At 64.9% G+C, this 20,745-nt stretch carries 16 protein-coding genes; 5 read left to right on the top strand and 11 right to left on the bottom strand.

Features of this window, described 5'->3' with window-relative positions:
* Positions 1–173: 173 nt before the first annotated feature.
* From NX775_RS01195 to NX775_RS01175, 5 genes are all read right to left on the bottom strand, one after another.
* On the bottom strand, positions 174–809 hold the full coding sequence (locus NX775_RS01195) for a hypothetical protein (protein ID WP_258834321.1): 636 nt from the start codon (positions 807–809) through the stop codon (positions 174–176).
* Positions 809–3,619 carry a TonB-dependent receptor plug domain-containing protein gene (locus NX775_RS01190; protein WP_258834320.1) on the bottom strand — a complete coding sequence of 937 codons (2,811 nt, stop codon included), beginning with the start codon at positions 3,617–3,619 and terminating at the stop codon, positions 809–811. Before NX775_RS01190 ends, NX775_RS01195 begins: the two co-directional genes overlap by 1 nt.
* 306 nt (positions 3,620–3,925) lie before the next feature.
* Entirely contained in the window at positions 3,926–4,624 is a 699-nt protein-coding gene (locus NX775_RS01185) for a FadR/GntR family transcriptional regulator (RefSeq protein WP_183552730.1), read from the bottom strand.
* A gap of 113 nt (positions 4,625–4,737) precedes the next feature.
* Positions 4,738–7,887: a pectinesterase family protein gene (locus NX775_RS01180; RefSeq protein WP_258834319.1), complete on the bottom strand. Its 3,150-nt coding sequence runs from the start codon at positions 7,885–7,887 to the stop codon at positions 4,738–4,740.
* Positions 7,884–8,627, bottom strand: coding sequence for a rhamnogalacturonan acetylesterase (locus NX775_RS01175; RefSeq protein WP_258834318.1), 744 nt, complete (start codon positions 8,625–8,627; stop codon positions 7,884–7,886). The genes NX775_RS01180 and NX775_RS01175 overlap by 4 nt, the downstream gene beginning before the upstream one ends.
* Before the next feature lie 164 nt (positions 8,628–8,791).
* Between NX775_RS01175 and NX775_RS01170 the strand changes: the two genes are divergently transcribed.
* The 5 genes from NX775_RS01170 to NX775_RS01150 all read left to right on the top strand — a co-directional run bounded on the left by NX775_RS01170 (position 8,792) and on the right by NX775_RS01150 (position 14,490).
* On the top strand, positions 8,792–9,520 hold the full coding sequence (locus tag NX775_RS01170; protein ID WP_258834317.1) for a FadR/GntR family transcriptional regulator: 729 nt from the start codon (positions 8,792–8,794) through the stop codon (positions 9,518–9,520).
* 107 nt (positions 9,521–9,627) lie between these two features.
* Positions 9,628–10,539, top strand: a complete 912-nt coding sequence (kdgD, locus tag NX775_RS01165) for a 5-dehydro-4-deoxyglucarate dehydratase (RefSeq protein WP_258834316.1) — start codon at positions 9,628–9,630, stop codon at positions 10,537–10,539.
* A gap of 2 nt (positions 10,540–10,541) precedes the next feature.
* Positions 10,542–12,128 carry an aldehyde dehydrogenase (NADP(+)) gene (locus NX775_RS01160; protein ID WP_258834315.1) on the top strand — a complete coding sequence of 529 codons (1,587 nt, stop codon included), beginning with the start codon at positions 10,542–10,544 and terminating at the stop codon, positions 12,126–12,128.
* 73 nt (positions 12,129–12,201) lie between these two features.
* Positions 12,202–13,590, top strand: coding sequence for an MFS transporter (locus NX775_RS01155; RefSeq protein ID WP_183552719.1), 1,389 nt, complete (start codon positions 12,202–12,204; stop codon positions 13,588–13,590).
* Positions 13,591–13,593: 3 nt separating this feature from the next.
* Positions 13,594–14,490, top strand: coding sequence for an SMP-30/gluconolactonase/LRE family protein (locus NX775_RS01150; protein ID WP_258834314.1), 897 nt, complete (start codon positions 13,594–13,596; stop codon positions 14,488–14,490).
* A 111-nt stretch (positions 14,491–14,601) separates the two neighbouring features.
* Here the strand turns inward: NX775_RS01150 and NX775_RS01145 are convergent, their stop codons facing one another.
* The 6 genes from NX775_RS01145 to NX775_RS01120 are packed head-to-tail and all read right to left on the bottom strand — an operon-like array spanning position 14,602 to position 20,707.
* Positions 14,602–15,780, bottom strand: coding sequence for an acyl-CoA dehydrogenase (locus NX775_RS01145; protein WP_258834313.1), 1,179 nt, complete (start codon positions 15,778–15,780; stop codon positions 14,602–14,604).
* 25 nt (positions 15,781–15,805) lie between these two features.
* A complete protein-coding gene (locus NX775_RS01140; protein WP_258835089.1) occupies positions 15,806–17,434 on the bottom strand; it encodes an electron transfer flavoprotein-ubiquinone oxidoreductase in 1,629 nt (542 codons plus the stop codon).
* Positions 17,435–17,466: 32 nt separating this feature from the next.
* A complete protein-coding gene (locus NX775_RS01135; RefSeq protein ID WP_258834312.1) occupies positions 17,467–18,186 on the bottom strand; it encodes an ABC transporter ATP-binding protein in 720 nt (239 codons plus the stop codon).
* Positions 18,179–18,898 (bottom strand): ABC transporter ATP-binding protein, encoded by a 720-nt coding sequence (locus NX775_RS01130; protein ID WP_258834311.1) that lies wholly within the window; start codon positions 18,896–18,898, stop codon positions 18,179–18,181. The genes NX775_RS01135 and NX775_RS01130 overlap by 8 nt, the downstream gene beginning before the upstream one ends.
* Positions 18,885–19,838 (bottom strand): branched-chain amino acid ABC transporter permease, encoded by a 954-nt coding sequence (locus NX775_RS01125; protein ID WP_258834310.1) that lies wholly within the window; start codon positions 19,836–19,838, stop codon positions 18,885–18,887. Before NX775_RS01125 ends, NX775_RS01130 begins: the two co-directional genes overlap by 14 nt.
* Positions 19,835–20,707 (bottom strand): branched-chain amino acid ABC transporter permease, encoded by an 873-nt coding sequence (locus tag NX775_RS01120; protein ID WP_183552711.1) that lies wholly within the window; start codon positions 20,705–20,707, stop codon positions 19,835–19,837. The genes NX775_RS01125 and NX775_RS01120 overlap by 4 nt, the downstream gene beginning before the upstream one ends.
* Between the last annotated feature and the right edge of the window lie 38 nt (positions 20,708–20,745).

The raw sequence follows: 20,745 nt of genomic DNA, 5'->3' as shown, positions 1-20,745 counted from the left end.
AAATCATAAGCAGTCCATTAAGAATTGTGCCCGGTCTACTAACTCTGCCATGGTTGAGTGCACGGCTCTCGAACGTATCCTCATACTTCAACCCAAAGGCCAGCTTCCGTATGAGGTGCAGGCGGAGGCCATTGCCGCCCCCGTGTTCAGCTTCCCGCTCACCGACAATCCATCTATCCATCTAGCCATCGACTTCTACATGACATCGAGCTGGCCAACGCAATCGGTGGGCATCCGCTTTTCCAGCGCGCGCGCAGGATGGCATCCCATTGCTGTTCCATCGGACCGGTGCCGTCCAATAGTCGTGCCGTCCGGGGCGATGCACAGGTTGCAGCGGCTGCGCCGCAGTCGAGTGCCGGTGTGAAGTCAGGCTGTGCGCCTTGCCGGATCAGGTCGTAGAACGCATCGATGCGCGCAAAAGCGCTACCTTGACCCTGGCGTGTAGCCACTGAGTACACGTAGACTGGCAGGCCGCAGGCAATGTCGAGACGGTTGGCGCTGTTCGTGCGCGCTGATAGCACGCGCCAGCTTTGGCCATCGGCGTCGAGCATGCAGGAAGCCAAGGCCTGTTCCCGGTTAGACGCGTAATCGCGCTCGGCCGTGATGATGATCCCGGCGCAGGACGGCAGGGATTCTGGTGCCATCGGCGAGCCTGGCGGTGGCGTGTACAGAATGACGGCTCGAAGTTCACGCCATAGAGAAGCGTCACCTTGCGACATGGAAGCGGCGCAGAAATGCGCTCCGTTGACTCGTTGCCCTGCCAGCGCGACGGCATCAGCTTGCCGTTTGCGCCGCAGGTTGCCAACCATCAGAACGTGTAATCAGCCCTTACCGTGAACGCTCGGCCAATCGGCTTGGCGATGTTCTGCGCAAACACCACACGCGAGGACAGGCGCTGGTTCGACAGCGGCGGATCGGTGTCGAACAGGTTGTTCACGCCGGCGCCGATCTTGAGCTGCTTCGAGACCTTGTAGGTCGTCGACAGGTTATAGACGCGGTACGGCTCGATCACGTTGTAGAACGGCTGCCCTGGCTGCTGGGTCGGCAGCGCATTGGTGTCTTCGTAGCTCGAGCTGTACTGCTGCGTGAGCTGGGCGAAGAACGCACCGTACTGCCAGTTCACGCGCGCCTGGTGCTTCCACTTGAAGATGTAGGTGTTGGCCGAGGTCGAGCCGGTCGCAAGCGCGCCGATGCGTCCGACGCTGTCGACCCATGGGCTGGCCGCATCGTTCTGGCCTTCGTAGCGGTCGGTGTAGGTGCCGTCCATCGAGAAGCCGAAGCGTCCCCAGCGCGCCGTCGGCAGCATGTAGTTCAGGCTCAGGTCGATGCCCTGGGTCTTGAGCCCGCCCATGTTCAGCCGCGTCTTCGTGATGTACTGCAGCGTGCCGTCCGGGTTGCGCACGAACAGGTCCTGGTAGCGGTCCAGGTTATCGAAGATCGAATCCTCGTTGATCTGTGCGATCGTGCGCTTCATGTCGATCTTCCAGAAGTCGATCGTGGCAACGAAGTTCTTGACCGGCTCGACCACGAAGCCGACCGTATAGGTCTTCGATTTTTCCGGCTCCAGGTCCGGGTTGGCGCCGACGAGCGTGGTCAGGCGCGTGTTGCAGACGCGTTCGGCGTCCAGGCCCAGGCCGGCAAAGCGCGGGTCGGTGGTCAGGGTACCGGAACCGGCCACGTTCGGGGTCGGGCCGGGGCACAGCAGCGGATCGTCCCAGCTCGACGTCGATGGGGTCAATGTGCGCGGCACGCCGTACAGTTCGGGCAGGGTCGGCGCGCGGAAGCCCGTGCTGACCGTGCCGCGCACCATCAGTTCCTTGATCGGCTGGTAGCGGAAGCTGGCCTTCGGGTTGAAGGTCGAGCCGAAGTCGCTGAAACGGTCGCCGCGCACGGCGAAGTTCAGGTTCAGGTCCTTCGTCACCGGTGCGTCGAGCTCGGCATAGAGACCCGCCACGCTGCGCCGGCCGCTCGGGCTGTTGCCGGGCGCGCCGCTGACGCGCCAGACCACCTCGTTGCCGATCATTGGCACATTCTCGGCATAGGTTTCACGGTGCCAGTCGCCGCCCACGGCAATCCCGAGGTCGCCGCCGGGCAGCGTCATCAGCGTGCGGCTCAGGTTGAAGTCGACGCCGTAGTAGCGCACGTCGGCCTCGCGAAACAGCTCGCCGTCGGCCGAGATGCTCTCGAGGTAGGCGCGGCCCGCTTCATCCTGCGCGCCGAACGGATTGAGGATGCCGTTGGCCACACCGGCATACACGGCCGGGGTGCGCACGAAGTTTTCCTTGAAGCCGGAGTCGCGGTGGCTGTAGCCGTACGAGCCGCCGACGCGGTAGTCCCAGCCCTTGAACTCGCCTTCGTCGGCGACCACCAGCCGGTGGTTGGTCTGCACGTCGTGCAACTTGGCCGCGCCAAGTTCATCCAGGCTCCAGGTCAGGGCCAGGTCTTCGCCGTTCAGGCCGGCCACGGCCGGCACGCCGCCGCGACCACCCGGGTAATACGGGCTGGCCCTGGTAATCATCAGGGGCCGGCGCGACGCGGTGAGGCGGTCGTAGTCGGTGTTGTTGCCGAACGGCTGGGGCGGGCTGATCGCGTCGATGTACGAGCGCGACAGATTCAGTTCCACGGTCAGCATCTTGCCGTCGCCGTGCGCCAGGCTGCCCTTGGTGAACAAGGTCACCTGCTGGTTTTCCGGCAGCAGTTCCGGATAGATGCCCGGGTCGGTGATGCAGGTCCGGGCGCCATTGGCAGCGGTGCGGGTGGACGGCACCGTGGTCTGGGCCAGGCGCGGGGCTACGCAACCGGCGGCGAAATACGGGTTGCCGGTGATATTGGCCGGGCGCCCGTTGCGGTAGATCGTGAAATTGGCGGGCGACGCCGAGCCGCCCGAGGTGTTGGCCGTGAACGGCGTGCCACCCAGCGACGCGAGTTTATCGGCGTCCCAGATCTGTGGCCGGTCGCGTTGCAGCAGCGAGCTGCGGCGCTGGGCGCTGAACGCGGTGTAGACGTTCCAGCCGTCGGTGGCGATATCGCCCTTGCCGGCCAGGATCGTCACGCGCTTCTGTTCGCCGCCGCCGGACTGCTGCGGCTGCACTGTGCTGGCGTGGATCGTGACCTCTTGCACCGTGCGCTTGGTGATGAAGTTGACGACGCCCGCGATCGCATCGGTGCCGTACAGGGCCGATGCGCCGTCGCGCAACACTTCGACGCGCTCGATGGCGGCCATCGGAATGACGTCGACGTTGACCGAGCTCGCGCCCAGCGCTTCATTGGCCAGGCGGCGGCCGTTGAGCAGCACCAGCGTGCGGTTGGTGTTCAGGCCGCGCATATTGATCATGGTGCCGCCGCCACCGCCGCCGACTGGTTCGTTGGTCGCGGCCACGGTCAGGGCCACGGCCACTTCCGACATCGTGGTCAGGCCCTGGTTGACCAGTTCCTCGGCCTTGTAGGTGGTCAGGGGCAGGGCGTTTTCGGTCGCCAGGCGCTTGATGGATGAGCCCGTCACTTCGACGCGCTGAGGCTGCGCTTCCTGCGCTGCCGCACCGTTGGCGAGGGTCATGGCGGCCAGTGCGACGGCCGAGAGCAGAAAGCCCGGGAATGGGGTTGTACGGTTGATCTTCACTGAGTGTCTCCTGCCTGTCATCGTGAGAGTGCGTCCGGATGTCTCTCGGGATCGCGTGCATGTCGGGCGGTTCGTGATTTCTGTGAATCGTGCGCAACCGGCGACTGGTATGTTCAATTTTACTTTGGTAAGACCACTTAGGCAATCTGGACGTGCCGAAATATGTTCTGGTCTATACAGATGTTGTCTTATTTATGTCGGATGAGGCAGAAGGCGGCAGGGCGCAGGGGCGCGGAAGAGCAGGCGTCGGGCAGCGCTGGCCCGTGAAGCGGGCGCTGGCGCGGCCCGCTGTTGTGACGAGGCTGGTCAGCCGCGCGAGAAGGTGCGCGTGACGCGGTCGAGGTGGGCGCGCATCGCCTGGCGTGCGCCGGCGACATCGTGCGATGCGATGGCGGCGAAGATATTGCGGTGGTCGATCAGCGTTTGCTGGCGCAGTTCCTCGGTCTGGAAGTGCTCCTTGAGCTTGTGCCACAGCGAGCCGCGCTGGCTCCACAGGTATTCAATCACGCCGACCATGGCGCTGTTGCCGGTCGCGCGCGCGATGGCCAGGTGAAAATTGCGGTCGGCCATTTCATTGGCGCTGCGGTCCTCGTGGTGCTGTTCCATCTCCTCGACAGCGAGCAGGATGGCGTCGATGGCCGAATCATTGGCGTGCTTCGCCGCCAGCGCGGCGACTTCGACCTCGATCATGCGGCGCGCAGCCAGCACTTCGAACGGGCCCGGCCCGGCCGTCGGCACCACCGCCTGCGGCGCTGCCTGTTCGCTGACATAGACACCGGACCCGCCACGCACTTCAACTTTGCCACCCAGTTCGAGCGCGATCAGGCCTTCGCGCAGCGACGTGCGGCTGACCCCGAGCTTGGCCGCCAGCTCCCGCTCGGCAGGCAGGCGCTCGCCACCGCGGATGTTCTCGGCACGGATCAGTTCTTCGATCCTGGCCGCCACGACCCGGTACAGCCGCGGCTCGGTGGTGCCTGGTTCATTCGGCGCTGGAGTAATCTTCATCGGTCGGTTCGTCCTGGATAATTGGCAGCTCTGCCAAAACTAGCGAATCTTAGTTTGGCCGGCCTGATGTGGCAAGGGCGCGCAGCAAATAGTTATCGTGGTAGCTAAGCCGCTCATGGCTGCGGGTCCCAGCCGCTGCCGGCAAAGACAGCGGCGCGGGTGCGATAGCGCGCTGCCTGCGTGGCGTCCAGCACCGCGCCGCCGTAGTGGCGCGGCTGGCCGTCCGGCGCGCGGTTCCCGTATTCGCGCCAGCCGCCCTGCAGCGGATTGGGCACCGGACGGCGCAGCCAGCCGTCGGCTGCGATGTGCGGGCCGATGGTGCACTCGATGAAGGCGACGTGGTCCCAGGTGTTCGCCGTTCCCGGCGAGCGCGCCAGGTAGGCGCTGCCATCCGGGGGCAGATTGCCCGCCGGCCCGGGGCCGCGGGTCAGGCGCGAGCGCAGGAAGACGAATCCCGGCTCGTTCGCGCCGATGGTGCGTGCCTGGACGATGTAGCCGCCGCTGTCGGGATTCGCACTGTCGCCGACCGTCCGGACTTCGCTGTCTTCGAACAGCGTCGCACGGTTGTTCCCCCAGATGAAGTCGACATTGCCTTCGACGAGCGATTTGTAGATCCACGCGTAGCCCTTCAGTTGCAGCGTGTCCTGCTCGCTCGAAAAATGCGCATTGCGCACCGAAAGGTGCCCGTCCGGGCTGTTGAAGAACAGCGTCTCGGCCTGCGGCGAATGGCCGTCGCTGCGCAGTGTGGTGTTGTGCAGAGCGATGTCGCGGAGTTCGAGCAGGTCGCTGTCCTGGACCAGGAACAGCGCGCGCCCGCCCAGCAGCCCAGGCTCCTGCGGCGTCTGGCCGCTGCCGGAGCCGGGATTGAGCGTGTCGCTGTTGGTGGCGCGGATGATCGTCGCTTCACGGCTGGCGCCGCGCAGCGTCAGCCGGTCCTTGTCGCGCAGGTACAGCAGTTCGGAATAGACGCCATCGCGCACATTCACGGTCAGCGGCAGGGCGCGGGGCAGGCTCATCGCGTAGTCGAGCGCGCCCTGTACGGTGCGGAAGTGGGCGCGGCCCGTGGCGGCCACCGTCACGCTGTCGCCGACCGGGCGGTGCGGGGTCGTGCGAAACGCCCAGCGTGCGCCGGCAAAGTCCGCGCCGCGCACCAGGCGTGCTTCTGCAGTCGCGACATACTCGGTATCGTAGTCAAGCGCTTGCGGCAACTGGGCGCGCAACTGGCCGTCGACCAGCCGCAGCCGGTGCTCGCGCACCAGGCGCTGGCGGGGCGCCAGACCGATCCTGCTCACGGTCTCGCCGGGCCGAATCACGCCGACCAGCGCGCCATCGCGCTTGCGCCAGATCCGGATGCTACCTTCACCGGTCAGTTGCGCGCCGGGTGCCAGCGTCAGGCGCAGCAGCGTGTCCGGCGGCACGCCGCGTGCGCCGCGCGCGGGGTCGAGGCCGGCGCTGGCCGGTGCGCCGGTTGGTTCGGCAAAGCGCGGGCCAACGACCACGGCCAGATTCGCCCCGGCCCACGGGTCGCTCGCGCTGGTCAGTGCAACCGTGGTCTGGCCAGGCGTCAGCGGCGTAATCCGCAGCGCGCCATCGACCACGGCAGCCGTCGCGATGCGCGCATCGGCTACTACGGCAACCAGGTCGGCCGCGCCGCCGATGCCGACCGTCTCGGCCGGATCGCCGGCCTGCAGCGCGATCCGGTTGTCAGCGACCTGCGGCGTCACGCGTGCCGGCACCGTACCTTCCTGCCCGGTGCGCACATCGAGCACCGTGTGCGCGCCTGCTTCCCAGTCGAGTGGAAGGGTTGCCGGCAGCGGCGTCTCCAGCGCACTCGTGACGCGTTCGCCATCGATCAGCGCAAACAGGACGCCGCCCTCGAATGTCAGGCCGACGGTCAGCGGCGTGCGGGATGCCACGAAAGCTGGTGGAAGACGGCGCCGCACCTGCTTGAGGCGTTCCACCTTGCCGCTGCGCGACGCCAGCAGTTCGACCTGCAGGGTTTTTCCTTCGTCCACCAGTTGCACGCTCACGCCCTGCCAGTCACCATTCGCCTGACGCCGCGCGCGCAGCACGAACGGCGCGCCCGGCGCCAGCGACAGGCGCGCTTCGGCAATGCCGTCTGCGCCCTTGGCCGGCCGCGGGCCGGCGTTGGTGCGCACGTGTTCAGGCACCAGCTGCGCCGGCAGCGCCGTATGGGCGTAGGGCAGAGGCGCCATCGCAGGCCCGCCGAACGGACAGGCGCCAAGCGGCTGGCCATTGAGCAGCGAGCCGCTGTCGGCAAACACGCCGTGGCTCGACCCCGGGTCGCGCACCAGGTCCGCGCAGCCGCGGGCGCCGGTCACATCGAAGGCATTGGCGTCGGAGCGCACCAGTGCCTGGTGTCCCACGCCGATGCTGTAGCTATGACGGTAGACGGCTCGCTTGCGCTCGCCCACATAATAGTTATTGAAAAGGTGCACCTGGCCGTAGCGTACGCGCGGCGCACGCTCGGCGACGTGTTCGAACAGATTGCCCTTGAGCGTGATGCGCAGCCGGTCAGTGTCACCGGTGGCGCGGTCGCTGGCGCCGATCAGCATGTTCTTTTCGTGATCGGCGAAATGGTTGTAGGTGACGCTGACCAGGTCCGCGCCCTGCGAGATATCCAGTGCCCCGTCGTGGCATTGCTTGATCTTGCCATTCTCGACCGGCGCCCGGTCGTCCGTGTCGGGCGCATCGGTGAAGCTGTTATGGTCGATCCAGACGTGGCGCGCGGCCTGCACCGTGATGCCATCGTAGTCCGAATTCCAGTTGCCTTGCGGGCCGTCGTGCGGGTCCCATTCCGGCTGGATGTCGCACGGATTGCGGATCGCCAGGTGACGCACGATGACCTGTTCGACCCCGTCGATCGTCAAGCTGGCGTTGATGAAGCCGGCACCGGGCGTCACGCCCAGTAGCGTGGTATTGGAAGGAATGGTCACGGCGCCGCGCCGCGCCTGGTCGGCACTGTCGGTGAACGGCCGGCCTTCGGTCATGTCGATCGTTTCCGTCACACGTACGATACGCGAAGGCGCAGATGCCATAAGCGCCGCGACCAGTTCCGCGCGGTTGCGCACCGTGAATACGTGGGCAGGCAGCGCCAGTGCGCCACCGCGCGTGCCGCCTTCTTGCGCGGCCCAGCCGTCGGCCGGTGCGTGCTGGCGCTCGGCGCTTGCCGGCGCCATGGACTGCGCCTGGACGGGTTGCAGCGCCAATGCGATTGCGACTGCCGCGAGCGCGGCGTTCATTGCGTGCCCCCGGCGCCGTCTTCCGCAACCAGGTCGTTAGCCAGCTGCGGCACCTTGCGTACGATTTCGCGCGCGACGATGTCTGCAAAGCGCCGGGCGCCCAGCGGTCCCACGTGCGTGCGGTCGAAGTTCTCGCCGACGCGCGCCAGTTTGTCGGCCTCGTCCGGCCCCATGGCCTGCACGGCGGCCAGCGACAGCGCGTTCAGTTCGATCAGCGGGGTGGCCGTGGCCGCAGCAATGTTGCGCACGGTGGCCGCCCATGGTGCCAGGTCATCCTGTACATAGCCTCCCTTGAAGCTGCGCCGCGTGAGTGGCGTGACCAGCACCGGTACTGCACCCAGTGCGCGGGCTTCTTCGACGTAACGCTGCATATTGGCGGGGAATTCGGTCACGTAGTCCGTCGAGCGACCGGGCTTGCCCGGCTGGTCGTTGTGGCCGAACTGGATCAGCACGAAGGTGCGCCGGTAGCCGCCGGCGCGCAGCAGGCCGGTCACCTCGTCCCAGCGGCCCTCGGCCCGGAAGCTGCCCGAACTGCGCCCGCCGCGCGCCAGGTTCAGGCAGGCCGTCTCGGGCGTGAATCGTTCGCACAGCGCGTCGCCGTAGCCGGTGGTGCTGGCCATGGTGGAGTCGCCCACCAGGATCACGCGGTCGTGGACGGGTGGCGTGGCCGTGGCGGCACCGCCCAGGAACCATAACGGCAGGCATAGCAGGGTCAGGGCAAAAGGGCGGATGTTGGCCACGGTGTCTCCATATTCTTATGATCATCTGATTCTAGGTTGGTCGGACCAATTTTGCAACGTGGCTATACCGCAAATGTTGCCCAGATCTTGTCTAGTTATGGGATGTCGTACAACTGAATCGTCGCGTATAATCTGGGCCATCCCATTCATCGCGATTTCCCATCATGACGCTCCCGCAACGCAAGCACCGCAGTCTGTCCCAGGGAGTGGTCGAGCAGATCAGCGACACGATCCGGCAGGGCACGCTCAAGCCGGGCGACAAATTGCCCACGGAGTCGTCGTTGATGGCCCAGCACGGGGTGAGTCGCACCGTGGTGCGTGAAGCGATCACACATCTACAGGCAGCCGGGCTGGTCCAGACCCGCCACGGCATCGGCACCTTCGTGATCGAACGCGTGCAGGCGGGGCTGGGCCTTGAGTCCGAAAACATTGTGACGCTGCGCGATGTGCTGGCCGTGCTGGAATTGCGCATCGGCGTCGAGACCGAGACAGCAGGCCTGGCGGCCAGCCGTCGCAGCCAGGAGCAGGCCGACGAGCTGGCCGCCGCGCTGCGCGAGATGCAGGAGGCGATGGCCGAGGGCAGGCCAGCGGTCGAGGCGGATAAACGTTTCCACTTGCTGATTGCGCAATCGACTGGCAACCGGTATTTCGTCGATATCCTGACCCGCCTGGGCAATGCTTTCATTCCGCGCGCGCGGCTCAACACGCCCGTGCTCGACCAGGACAAGCCCGCCGGTTTCCTCGAGCGCGTCAGCCGCGAACACGACGATATTTACCGCGCCATCGAGCGACGCGACCCGGAAGCCGCGCGCGCCGCGATGCGTACCCATCTGTCCAACAGCCGCGAACGTCTGGTGGAAGCGCAGCGCCGCCTGGAAAGCACGATGAACTGAATTTCCGCATTTTCTGCTTGCGGATGACTGCAGTCAGTTGTACGATGACTTACAACCTGCTCGATGGCAGGTATTTCGTCCAACAACCAGATAGCGGAGACAGCACGATGCAACCAAACGAACTCAAGCAAGTCCTTTCCCACGGCTTGCTGTCGTTCCCGATCACCGATTTCGATGCGCAGGGTGACTTCGATCCAAAAGGCTATGCCGCGCGCCTGGAGTGGCTCGCCCCGTTCGGCGCCACCGCGCTGTTCGCCGCCGGCGGCACCGGCGAGTACTTCTCGCTGCACGGTGAAGAATACGGCCAGATCATCAAGACGGCAGTCGACACCTGCGCCGGCGTCGTGCCGATCCTGGCCGGTTGCGGTGGCCCGACCCGCACCGCCATCGCGCACGCCCAGGAAGCCGAGCGCCAGGGCGCCAAGGGCCTGCTGCTGCTGCCGCACTATCTGACCGAAGCCAGCCAGGACGGCCTGATCGCCCACGTTGAAGCGGTGTGCCGCTCGGTGAAGATTGGCGTCGTGGTCTATAACCGCGCGAACTGCCGCCTGACCCCGGATTCGCTGGAAAAGCTGGCCGATCGCTGCCCGAACCTGATCGGCTTCAAGGACGGTAACGGCGACATCGAACTGATGGTGTCGATCTGGCGCCGCATGGGCGACCGCTTCAGCTACCTGGGCGGCCTGCCAACCGCCGAAGTCTACGCCGGCGCCTACAAGGCGCTGGGCACCCCGGTGTATTCGTCGGCCGTGTTCAACTTCGTGCCGCAACTGGCGATGGACTTCTATCACGCCACCGTCGCCGACGATTTCGCCACCACCAACCGCCTGATCGACGATTTCTTCCTGCCGTACCTGGAGATCCGCAACCGCAAGGCCGGTTACGCCGTCAGCATCGTCAAGGCCGGCGCCCGACTGGTCGGCCATGGTGCAGGCCCGGTGCGTCCGCCGTTGACCGACCTGACGGCTGAAGAAGACGCGATGCTGCTGGCTCTGCTGAAGAAGAACGGGGTAATTTGATCATGGCGATTCTCGGTGAAATGATCATTGGCGCGCACAGCGTGCGCGGCGCCGGCACGGAAGTCTTCGGCTTCAACCCGGCCACGCGGGAAGACCTGCAGCCCGGCTTCGGCCAGGCCACGGGTGACGACGTCGAGCGCGCCTGCGCGCTGGCCAGCGAAGCGTTCGATCCGTATCGCGCGCTGCCGCTTGAGCAGCGCGCCGCGTTCCTCGAGATGGTGGCGGAAGAAATTCTGGCGATCGGCCCCGAGCTGATCGAGCGCGCCCAGCTCGAGACCGGCCTGCCGCAGGCGCGCCTGGAAGGTGAGCGCATGCGCACCGTGACCCAGCTGCGCCTGTTTGCCAAGGTCGTGCGCGACGGGTACTTCATGGACGCGACCATCGACAGCGCCTTGCCCGAGCGCGCGCCACCGCGGCCCGACCTGCGCCTGCGCAAGATCGGCCTCGGTCCGGTTGTCGTGTTCGGCGCCAGTAACTTCCCGCTCGCGTTCTCGGTCGCGGGCGGCGACACGGCGTCGGCCCTGGCCGCCGGTTGCCCGGTCGTGGTCAAGGCGCACAGCGCCCATCCCGGCACGTCGGAACTGGTCGGACGCGCAGTGCAGCGCGCCGTCAAGGCGAGCGGCCTGCCGGAAGGCGTGTTCTCGATGCTGTTCGGCGATGGCCGCACCGTTGGCCAGCAACTGGTGTCGCATCCGGCGATCAAGGCCGTGGGCTTTACCGGTTCGCGCCAGGGTGGCCTGGCGCTGCTGCGCACGGCAGCTGCGCGCCCTGAGCCGATTCCCGTGTACGCCGAAATGAGTAGCGTGAACCCCGTGTTCCTGCTGCCTGCTGCAGTGCAGACCGGTGGCGCGACGCTGGCGCAGGGCTTCGTCGATTCGCTGACGCTGGGCGTCGGCCAGTTCTGCACGAACCCGGGCCTGGTGTTCGCCCTGGCTGGCGCCGAGCTCGACGCCTTCGTCACCGCGAGCGCGCAGGCACTGCGCGCGAAGGGCGCCGGCACGATGCTCACCGCCGGCATCCACGACGCCTACACGAAGGGCGTGACGGCGTTCAACGCCGTCGACGGCCTGCAACTGGTCGCGCAAGGCACCACCGAAGGCAACGGCTGCGCTGCGCAGGCTGCGCTGTACGTGTGCGACGCCGCCACCTACATGGGCAACCCGGCACTCGAAGATGAAGTGTTCGGCCCGTGCGCGGTGCTGGTACGCTTTACCGACGCCGCCCAGCTGTTGCAGGCAGCCGAGCACCTGCACGGGCAACTGACCGTCACGGTCCACGCGCGCGAAGGTGACCTCGACCTGGCGGCCAAGCTGTTGCCGATCGTCGAGCGCAAGGCGGGCCGCGTGCTGTTCAACGGCTTCCCGACCGGCGTGGAAGTGGCGCATGCGATGGTGCACGGCGGCCCGTTCCCGGCCACCAGCGACAGCCGCACGACATCGGTTGGCGCCAGCGCGATCGACCGTTTCCTCCGCCCGGTCTGCTACCAGAACGTGCCGGGCAGCCTGCTGCAGGAGGCACTGCGTGACGACAATCCGCTGGGCCTGTCGCGCCTGCAGGATGGCACGTTGCAAGTGGGCGGAGGGAAGTAACACACGACGCTTGAACGCAGTACCAGCCGGAGGAGACGCCGGCTGTCACCCAACTTGAAAAGAACTGATCACCATGAATCAGCAAGTCATCGACGTAACACCGGCGCAGTCGGTGGTGGGCAGGTATCGCTGGACGATCTGCGCGCTACTGTTTTTTGCCACCACCATCAATTACCTGGACCGCCAGGTCTTGAGCCTGCTCGCACCGGTGCTCACCGAGCAGTTCAACTGGACCAATACCGATTACGCCAATATCACGGCGACCTTCCAGTTCGTCTATGCGATCTCGATGCTGTTTGCCGGCCGCGTGATCGACCGCATGGGCACCAAGCGTGCCTACGTGCTGGCCATCGTCATCTGGTCGCTGGGCGCCATCGGCCATGCCTACGCGATCGGTATCGGCGAAGCGGTCAACACGGTGTTTACCAGTATCGGCCTGGCCGTCGTGCCGGTGTCCGTGGCCGGCTTCATGATCGGCCGCGCGGTACTGGCTGTCGGTGAAGCAGGTAACTTCCCGGCGGCGATCAAGGCGACTGCCGAATACTTCCCGAAACGCGAGCGCTCGTTCGCCACTGGCATCTTCAACTCGGGTGCCAACGTCGGCGCGATCCTGGCGCCACTGACCGTGCCGCTGATCGCTGCACACTGGGGCTGGCAGTCGGCGTTCATCGTCATCGGCGGCATCGGCTTCTTGTGGATGGGCCTGTGGATCTGGCTGTACGATGCGCCGGAACAGCAGCCGCGCCTGAAGGCGGCCGAATTGGCCTACATCAACAGCGACGCCGGTGTCACGGTGGCGCCCACCGGCACGCCCGTCAAAGGTTCGTGGTTCAAGCTGCTGGGCTACCGCCAGACCTGGGCCTTCGCCTTCGGCAAATTCATGACCGATGGCGTCTGGTGGTTCTTCCTGTTCTGGCTGCCCAAGTACATGTCGGCGCAATACGGCATGTCGGCTACCGACATGATCATTCCGCTCGCTGTTTTGTACAGCATGACGATGGTGGGCAGTATCGGCGGCGGCTGGCTGCCGACCTGGTTCCTGAACCGGGGAGCCGACATCTATCATGGCCGCATGAAGGCCATGCTCGTCATCGCCCTGTGCCCGCTGGTCGTGCTGCTGGCGCAACCGCTTGGCTACCTGGGCTTCTGGGTCCCGGTGATCCTGATCGGCATCGGCGCCTCGGCGCACCAGGCCTGGTCGGCGAACCTGTTCACGACCGTCTCGGACATGTTCCCGAAACACAGCGTGGGTTCGGTCGTCGGCATCGGCGGCATGGCCGGTGGCCTGGGCGGCGTGCTGCTCACCAAGCTCGGTGGCTGGCTGTTTGACCATTACGGCGCGCTGGGCCAGCTGCAGACCGGGTATATGATCATGTTCTCGATCTGCGCCGTGGCCTACCTGGTGGCGTGGACGGTCATGAAAATGCTGGTGCCGCAGCACCGTGAAATCAAGGGGTTGTAATTGATGGTTGCTGACGTTGAACGCATCGCGGGCGTGCACTGCGCCACCGGTGAAAGCCCGCTGTGGCACGCGGGACAAGCCGCCTGGTACTGGGTCGACATCCCTGCGCGCCGCATCTGGCGCAGGGACCACGCCAGCGGCGCGCTGCTGCACTGGACGGCGCCCGAGATGGTGGCCTGCATTGCAGCGAGCAGCGACGGTAGTTTGATCGCCGGGATGGAGACGGGTGTGTTCCGTCTGGCGCTGGGGGCCGATGGCGCGCTGGATGCCTCCCGGCTAGCTGCACCGGTGGCGGCCGAACTGGGCGAGGGCATGCGTTTCAACGACGGGCGCTGCGATCGGCAGGGCCGGTTCTGGAGCGGCACCATGTTCATGGACATGGGCGCTGCACGTTCGGTCGGCGGTCTGTATCGCTACAGCGCCGCCGGCGGGCTGCATGGGCCGGTGGTGCGCAATCTGCTGACGCAGAACGGCCTGGCCTGGTCGCCCGATGGCCGCACGATGTATCTGTCGGATTCGCATCCGCAGCGGCGGCTCGTATGGGCCTACGATTACGATATCGACGCCGGCCTGCCGCACAACGAACGTGTGTTTCTGGACCTGACAGGGCAACTCGGAAGGCCGGACGGTGCGGCAGTCGACGCCGATGGCTGCTACTGGAGCTGCGCCAACGATGGCGGCGTGGTGCAGCGCTTTACGCCGCAAGGCAGGCTCGATCGGGAAATCGCACTGCCGATGGCCAAGCCATCGATGTGCGCGTTTGGCGGGCCTGATCTTGATCTGCTGCTCGTGACGTCGATCGATCCGGCGGGCGCGGGCAATGCTGGCGGTGACGCCGGCTCGGCTGTCATCGTGCGGCCGGGCGTCAAGGGCATCGCAGAGACGCCATTTGGCGTTTAGTCACTGTAGGGTGGACGGCTATGCCGTCCACGCGTTCAAATTCATCTGATGATCGTTGAACGCGTGGACGGGGAACCCGTCCACCCTACGGGGACGCAATAATCGCGATGGTCAGAACGCCGCAATGCCAGTCTGTGCCCGGCCAAGGATCAGCGCATGAATGTCATGCGTGCCTTCATAGGTATTGACCACTTCCAGATTGACCATGTGCCGGATGATGCCGAACTCATCCGAAATACCATTCCCACCCAGCATGTCGCGCGCGACGCGGGCGATGTCGAGCGACTTGCCGCACGAGTTGCGCTTCATGATCGACGTGATTTCGGGCGCCGCCGTGCCTTCGTCCTTCATGCGGCCCAGGCGCAGGCAGCCTTGCAGGCCGAGCGTGATTTCGGTCTGCATGTCGGCCAGCTTCTTTTGCACCAGCTGGTTGGCCGCGAGCGGCTTGCCGAACTGCTGGCGGTCCATCGTGTACTGGCGCGCCGTGTGCCAGCAGTCTTCTGCCGCGCCCAGCGCGCCCCAGGCGATACCGTAGCGGGCCGAGTTCAGGCAGGTGAACGGACCCTTCAGGCCGCGCACGTCCGGAAACGCGTTTTCCTCCGGGCAGAACACATTGTCCATGACGATTTCGCCAGTGACCGACGCGCGCAGACCGAATTTGCCGTGGATTGCTGGGGCCGACAAACCTTTCCAGCCTTTTTCAAGCACGAAGCCGCGGATCGCGCCTTCATCATCCTTCGCCCACACGACGAACACGTCGGCCACGGGCGAGTTGGTGATCCACATCTTGGCGCCGGACAGGCTGTAGCCGCCCTCGACCTTGCGGGCACGTGAAATCATCGAGCCTGGATCCGAGCCGTGGTTCGGCTCGGTCAAACCGAAGCAGCCGATCCATTCGCCAGTGGCCAATTTGGGCAGGTATTTCTGCTTGGTTGCTTCATTGCCGAATTCGAAAATCGGGACCATGACGAGCGACGACTGCACGCTCATCATCGAGCGGTAGCCCGAATCGACGCGCTCGACTTCACGCGCGATCAGGCCGTAGGCGACGTAGTTCAGCGCCGGGCCGCCGTACTCTTCGGGAATGGTCGGGCCGAGCAGGCCCAGTTCGCCCATCTCGCGGAAGATGGAGACATCCATCGACTCGTTACGGAATGCTTCGAGTACGCGCGGACGCAGCTTGTCCTGGCAATAGGCAGCGCTGGCGTCGCGCACCATGCGCTCTTCGTCCGTCAGCTGGCCGTTGATCAGCAGCGGGTCATCCCAGTGGAAAGCGGCTTTGGTTGTCATGTTGGTCTCTTTTATAAAATGGTCGTTACATATTCGGATAATTGGGGCCGCCGCCGCCTTCGGGCGTCACCCAGACGATGTTCTGGGTCGGGTCCTTGATGTCGCAGGTTTTACAATGCACGCAGTTCTGGGCATTGATCTGCAGGCGGTCGCCACCGTCTTCGCGCTTGACGTACTCATACACCCCGGCCGGACAGTAACGCTGCTCAGGCCCGGCATACTTGGCCAGATTGACGTCGACCGGCACGCTCGGATTTTTGAGCGTCAGGTGAATCGGTTCGTCTTCACGGTGGTTCGTGTTCGAGATGAACACCGACGACAGCTTGTCGAATGTCAGCTTGCCATCCGGCTTTGGATAGACGATCGGCTCGAAGTGCGCCGCCGGCTTCAGGCATTCGTGGTCGGCATGCTTGTGGTGCAGCGTCCAGGGCGCCTTGCCACGGAAGACGATCTGGTCGATGCCCGTCATGATGGTGCCCAGAATCAGGCCCTTGCTCATCCAGGGTTTGAAGTTGCGCGCCACGTGCAGCTCCTCGTGCAGCCAGGAGCTTTCAAACGCAGCAGGGAAGCTGGTCAGCTCGTCGCTCGTGCGGCCTTCGCCCAGCGCGGCAAACGCCGCCTCGGCCGCCAGCATGCCGGTCTTGATCGCAGTGTGGCTGCCCTTGATGCGGCTGGTGTTCAGGAAGCCTGCATCGCAACCGATCAGCGCCCCGCCCGGGAATACGGTCTTCGGTAAGGATTGCAGGCCGCCAGCAGTAATCGAACGCGCGCCGTACGAGATGCGCTTGCCGCCTTCGAAGAAGCCGCGAATCGCCGGGTGCGTTTTATAGCGCTGGAATTCTTCGTACGGCGACAGGTACGGATTCTGGTACGACAGGCCGACGACATAGCCGACCGCGACCTGGTTGTTTTCCAGGTGGTACAGGAACGAGCCGCCGTAGGTATCGTTCGGCAGCGGCCAGCCGGCCGTGTGGATCACCAGGCCCGGCTGGTGCTTGGCCGGATCGATTTCCCACAACTCCTTGATGCCGATGCCGTAGGTTTGCGGGTCTTTGCCCTTGTTCAGCTCGTACTTTGACATCAGCTGGCGGCCAAGGTGCCCGCGCGAGCCTTCGGCGAAGAACGTGTACTTCGCATGCAGCTCCATGCCGAGCTGGAAGTCAGGGCCGGGCTCGCCATCGCGTTTTACCCCCATATTGCCAGTCGCAACACCCTTGACCGAGCCGTCTTCGTTGTACAGGATTTCAGCAGCCGGGAAGCCCGGGAAGATTTCCACGCCCAGCGCTTCGGCTTGCTGGCCCAGCCAGCGCGCCACATTGGCCAGCGAAATCACGTAGTTGCCGTGATTGGCCAGCGCCGGCGGGATGGCAAACGCCGGCGTGGCATACGATTTGGTTTCGCTCAGGAACAGGACGCGGTCTTCGGTGACGGCCGTATTGAGCGGCGCGCCTTTTTCTTTCCACTCAGGGATCAGTTCGTTGATCGCGCGCGGGTCCATCACGGCGCCGGACAGGATGTGCGCACCCAGTTCGCCGCCTTTTTCCAGCACGCAAACGGTGACTTCCTGGCCCTTTTCAGCAGCCAGCTGTTTCAGGCGGATCGCCGCCGACAGGCCGGCAGGTCCGCCGCCGACGACCACAACGTCGTATTCCATCGCCTCACGCGGGCCGTATTGTTCGATCAGATTCATGCCGTGGCCCCAGTCTCGCGTGCAAAATACAACCCGTGCAGATGCTCGAGGCTGACTTCGCTCGCCGCTTGCGACAGCACCACTTTACCGCTCTGCATCAGGTAGACGTGATCGGCCACGCCCACCGCACGGTGGGTGTTCTGCTCGACCAGGATCATGGTGCGACCGTCGTCCTTGAGGCGCTTCAGGATCGCAAACAGTTCGTTGACCATCACGGGCGCGAGGCCCAGCGATGGCTCATCGATGATCAGGACCTTCGGGTCGCTCATCAGGCCGCGCGCCATGGCCAGCATCTGCGCCTCGCCACCCGACAGCGAACCGGCCATCTGCCGGCGCCGCTCGCGCAGGCGCGGGAACATCTCGAACGAGCGCTCCAGATTGCGCGCGGCGTGTGCGCGGTGCTGCGGCGCAAACGCGCCCATCATCAGGTTTTCCTCGACCGTCATGTCGCGAAACACCATGCGGCCTTCGGGAATCATCGCCATCGAGACCTTGTGCATGTCCCAGGTCGGGGTGCCGTTGAGCGGCTTGCCGTCGAGCGTGATCGTGCCTTGCGACACGGGGATGAGCCCCATCATGGCACGCAGCAGCGTGGTCTTGCCGGCGCCGTTCTGGCCGATGATCGTGGTCAGCTTGCCCGGTGCGATGCTGAGCGACAAATCCCACAGCACATTGATCGCGCCATAACCGGCGCGCACGTTCTGAATCTCAAGCATGGTCGACCTCGCCTCCGGTATAGCTCTTGATGACGGCCGGGTTGTTGAAGACCTCGGCCGGCGTGCCTTCGGCGATCATGCCGCCGAAGTTCAGCACCGCCACCCGCTGGCACAGATTGCTGATGGTGTCGATGTCGTGCTCGATGATCAGGATGCCGACCGAGAATTTGGCGTGCAGGTCCTTGAGCATGTTCATGAAGTTGCGTTTGCCGCTCGTTTCCAGACCGGCTAGCACTTCGTCGAGCAGCAGCAGTTTCGGGTTGGTGGAGAGCGCCTTGGCCACTTCGAGCGCCTTCAGTTCGGTCAGGGCCAGGCCGCTCGATGCATCACGTCCCGCCTTGGCGGCCAGGTTGGTGAAGTCCAGGATCTCGTCGATGCGGCGTTTGTCCACCGAGCCCGTGCCAAAGCGCTGCGCTACCTCCAGGTTCTGGCGCACCGTCAGCTCGTGCATCGGCTGCGGAATCTGGAAGGTGCGTCCGATGCCCATGCGCGCACGCTGGTACATCGGTGCCTTGAGGACGTCGGCACCATTGAACAGGATGCGGCCCGTGGTCGGGCGCACCAGTCCCGAAATCGCATTGAACAGTGTGGTCTTGCCGGCGCCATTGGCGCCGACCAGGCCCACCAGGTCCCCCGTGCCGACCGCCAGCGTGACATCGTTGACCGCCGTGAGGCCGCCGAAGCGGACGGTGACGTTTTCAAGTTGCAGCATGTTTTTTCCTTAACGCCCGGCGGATCATGCCCAGCAGGCCATCCGGGCTGGCAATGATCATCACGACCAGCACCACGCCGAGAACCAACTGGTGTCCGGTCGGCATGAAGTTCTTGATGAATAACTGGTCGACCAGATACACGACGACGGCGCCGATCAGGGGACCCGTAATGGTACGGTAGCCGCCAAAGATCGCCGCGACGATCGGGATCGTCACCCATACCGCACTGAAGGCGTAGTCCGGTTCGAGGAAGTTGATGTAGTGCGCATTGAAGGCGCCCACGGCGCCGCACATGAAGGCCGACACCAGCAGCATCAGGCCCTTGAGCAGCGTGTTGTTGACGCCCACCACGCGCGTGGCATCCTCGCTGTCGTGCATGGCGCGCAGCGCCAGGCCGTGCGGGCTGCGGCGGATGACGTCATAGGCCCAGGCAAACAGCAGTACCATCGTCAGAATGACGAGGTAATTGCCGGTGTGGCTGCCGAAATTGTAGTCGAACACGGTCGGCAGGGTCGGGATCCTGGCAATGCCGCCAGCGCCGTTCGTGACTGACGTCCATTCGGTAGCGACGATGCGGAAGATGTGCGCATACGCCAGGATCGCCAGCGCAAAGTAGGGACCACGCAGGCGCAGCACGGGCAGCATCAGGACCGCCGACAGCACCGCACCGACGCCGCCAAGCACGAGGCCGATGAAGACCGGCACGTTGTACTGCATCGTCAGCACGGCCGACGTGTAGGCGCCCACGCCAAAGAACGCCGCATGGCCGAAGCTGACCATGCCACCCAGGTTGCCCAGCAGCGCCCACGACAGCGCGACGCCGCCAATGATCAGCGAGGCGATGACCAGGCTCATCACATAGCTGTTGCCACCCAGCGCGAATGGCACCACAAGGTACGTCGCCACCAGCGTGGCGACCAGGAGTTTGTTGAGTTTCATCCGCGCCTCCGTGCCACACCAAACAGGCCATTGGGCATCACGAACAGCACCACCAGGAACAGGCCCATGCCGGCCAACTCTTGCAGCGCCGAACTGGCCAGCGTGATCGTCAGCGATTCGGCCACGCCCAGCAGGATTGCGCCGATCAGCACGCCGGGGATCGAGCCGAGGCCCGCCAGCACGGTGATGATGAAGGCTTTCACGGTCAGTACGCTGCCATAGCCCGGCGTCACAACGCCATAACTGAACAGGGCGACACCGGCGAATGCGGCCAGGATGCCGGCCACGATGAACGACACCAGCTCCGTGCGGCCAGGGTTGATCCCCATCAGCTTGGCCGCGTCGCGGTTGCTCGACACGGCGCGCACGGCGCGGCCATACCAGCTGCGCGACAACCACCACCACAGCGCCACGATCAGCACGAGGCTCACGCCGAAGAACAGCACTTCGCTGCGCATGCTGTAGAGCTCACCGACGATGAAGGCTTCCTGCATCCAGGTCGAGCTCGTGGTGCGCACGTCGGCGCTCCAGATCATCAGGACCAGGTTGGTGAGGATCACGCCGACGCCGAAGGTCAGCGTCAGCGAATTGATTTCGCGGTGCACCGTCACCCGGCTGACCAGGAAATACAGCAGGCTCGAGGTGATGGTCACGATGATCACGGCGGCGGGAATCGCGGCCAGCGGATTCCAGCCGAGTTGCGATTCGACCGTGTAGGCGATGTACGCCGCCAGCAATACCAGTTCACCGTGCGCCAGGTTGATCACGTTCATGGCGCCGAACACGAGCGCCAGTCCCAGTGCAATCAGGGCGTAGGAGCCGCCCTGCAACAACCCGGAATACACGGCTTGTAGAATCAAGTCCGTCATTTCTGCATCCAATCGATTATTCACGCGGGCAGGGGGAT

It is taken from the genome of Massilia aurea (assembly GCF_024753205.1).
Taxonomy (GTDB): domain Bacteria; phylum Pseudomonadota; class Gammaproteobacteria; order Burkholderiales; family Burkholderiaceae_D; genus Telluria; species Telluria aurea.
This window is presented reverse-complemented; position numbering and strand designations above follow the sequence as displayed.

What these genes read in the sequence shown, in the direction of transcription:
- NX775_RS01195 (WP_258834321.1), bottom strand. Translation starts at nt 809, where the DNA reads ATGGTTGGCAACCTGCGGCGCAAACGGCAAGCTGATGCCGTCGCGCTG.
- NX775_RS01185 (WP_183552730.1), bottom strand. Translation starts at nt 4,624, where the DNA reads ATGAAGATTACTCCAGCGCCGAATGAACCAGGCACCACCGAGCCGCGG.
- NX775_RS01180 (WP_258834319.1), bottom strand. Translation starts at nt 7,887, where the DNA reads ATGAACGCCGCGCTCGCGGCAGTCGCAATCGCATTGGCGCTGCAACCC.
- NX775_RS01170 (WP_258834317.1), top strand. Translation starts at nt 8,792, where the DNA reads ATGACGCTCCCGCAACGCAAGCACCGCAGTCTGTCCCAGGGAGTGGTC.
- kdgD (WP_258834316.1), top strand. Translation starts at nt 9,628, where the DNA reads ATGCAACCAAACGAACTCAAGCAAGTCCTTTCCCACGGCTTGCTGTCG.
- NX775_RS01160 (WP_258834315.1), top strand. Translation starts at nt 10,542, where the DNA reads ATGGCGATTCTCGGTGAAATGATCATTGGCGCGCACAGCGTGCGCGGC.
- NX775_RS01155 (WP_183552719.1), top strand. Translation starts at nt 12,202, where the DNA reads ATGAATCAGCAAGTCATCGACGTAACACCGGCGCAGTCGGTGGTGGGC.
- NX775_RS01150 (WP_258834314.1), top strand. Translation starts at nt 13,594, where the DNA reads ATGGTTGCTGACGTTGAACGCATCGCGGGCGTGCACTGCGCCACCGGT.
- NX775_RS01145 (WP_258834313.1), bottom strand. Translation starts at nt 15,780, where the DNA reads ATGACAACCAAAGCCGCTTTCCACTGGGATGACCCGCTGCTGATCAAC.
- NX775_RS01140 (WP_258835089.1), bottom strand. Translation starts at nt 17,434, where the DNA reads ATGGAATACGACGTTGTGGTCGTCGGCGGCGGACCTGCCGGCCTGTCG.
- NX775_RS01135 (WP_258834312.1), bottom strand. Translation starts at nt 18,186, where the DNA reads ATGCTTGAGATTCAGAACGTGCGCGCCGGTTATGGCGCGATCAATGTG.
- NX775_RS01130 (WP_258834311.1), bottom strand. Translation starts at nt 18,898, where the DNA reads ATGCTGCAACTTGAAAACGTCACCGTCCGCTTCGGCGGCCTCACGGCG.
- NX775_RS01125 (WP_258834310.1), bottom strand. Translation starts at nt 19,838, where the DNA reads ATGAAACTCAACAAACTCCTGGTCGCCACGCTGGTGGCGACGTACCTT.
- NX775_RS01120 (WP_183552711.1), bottom strand. Translation starts at nt 20,707, where the DNA reads ATGACGGACTTGATTCTACAAGCCGTGTATTCCGGGTTGTTGCAGGGC.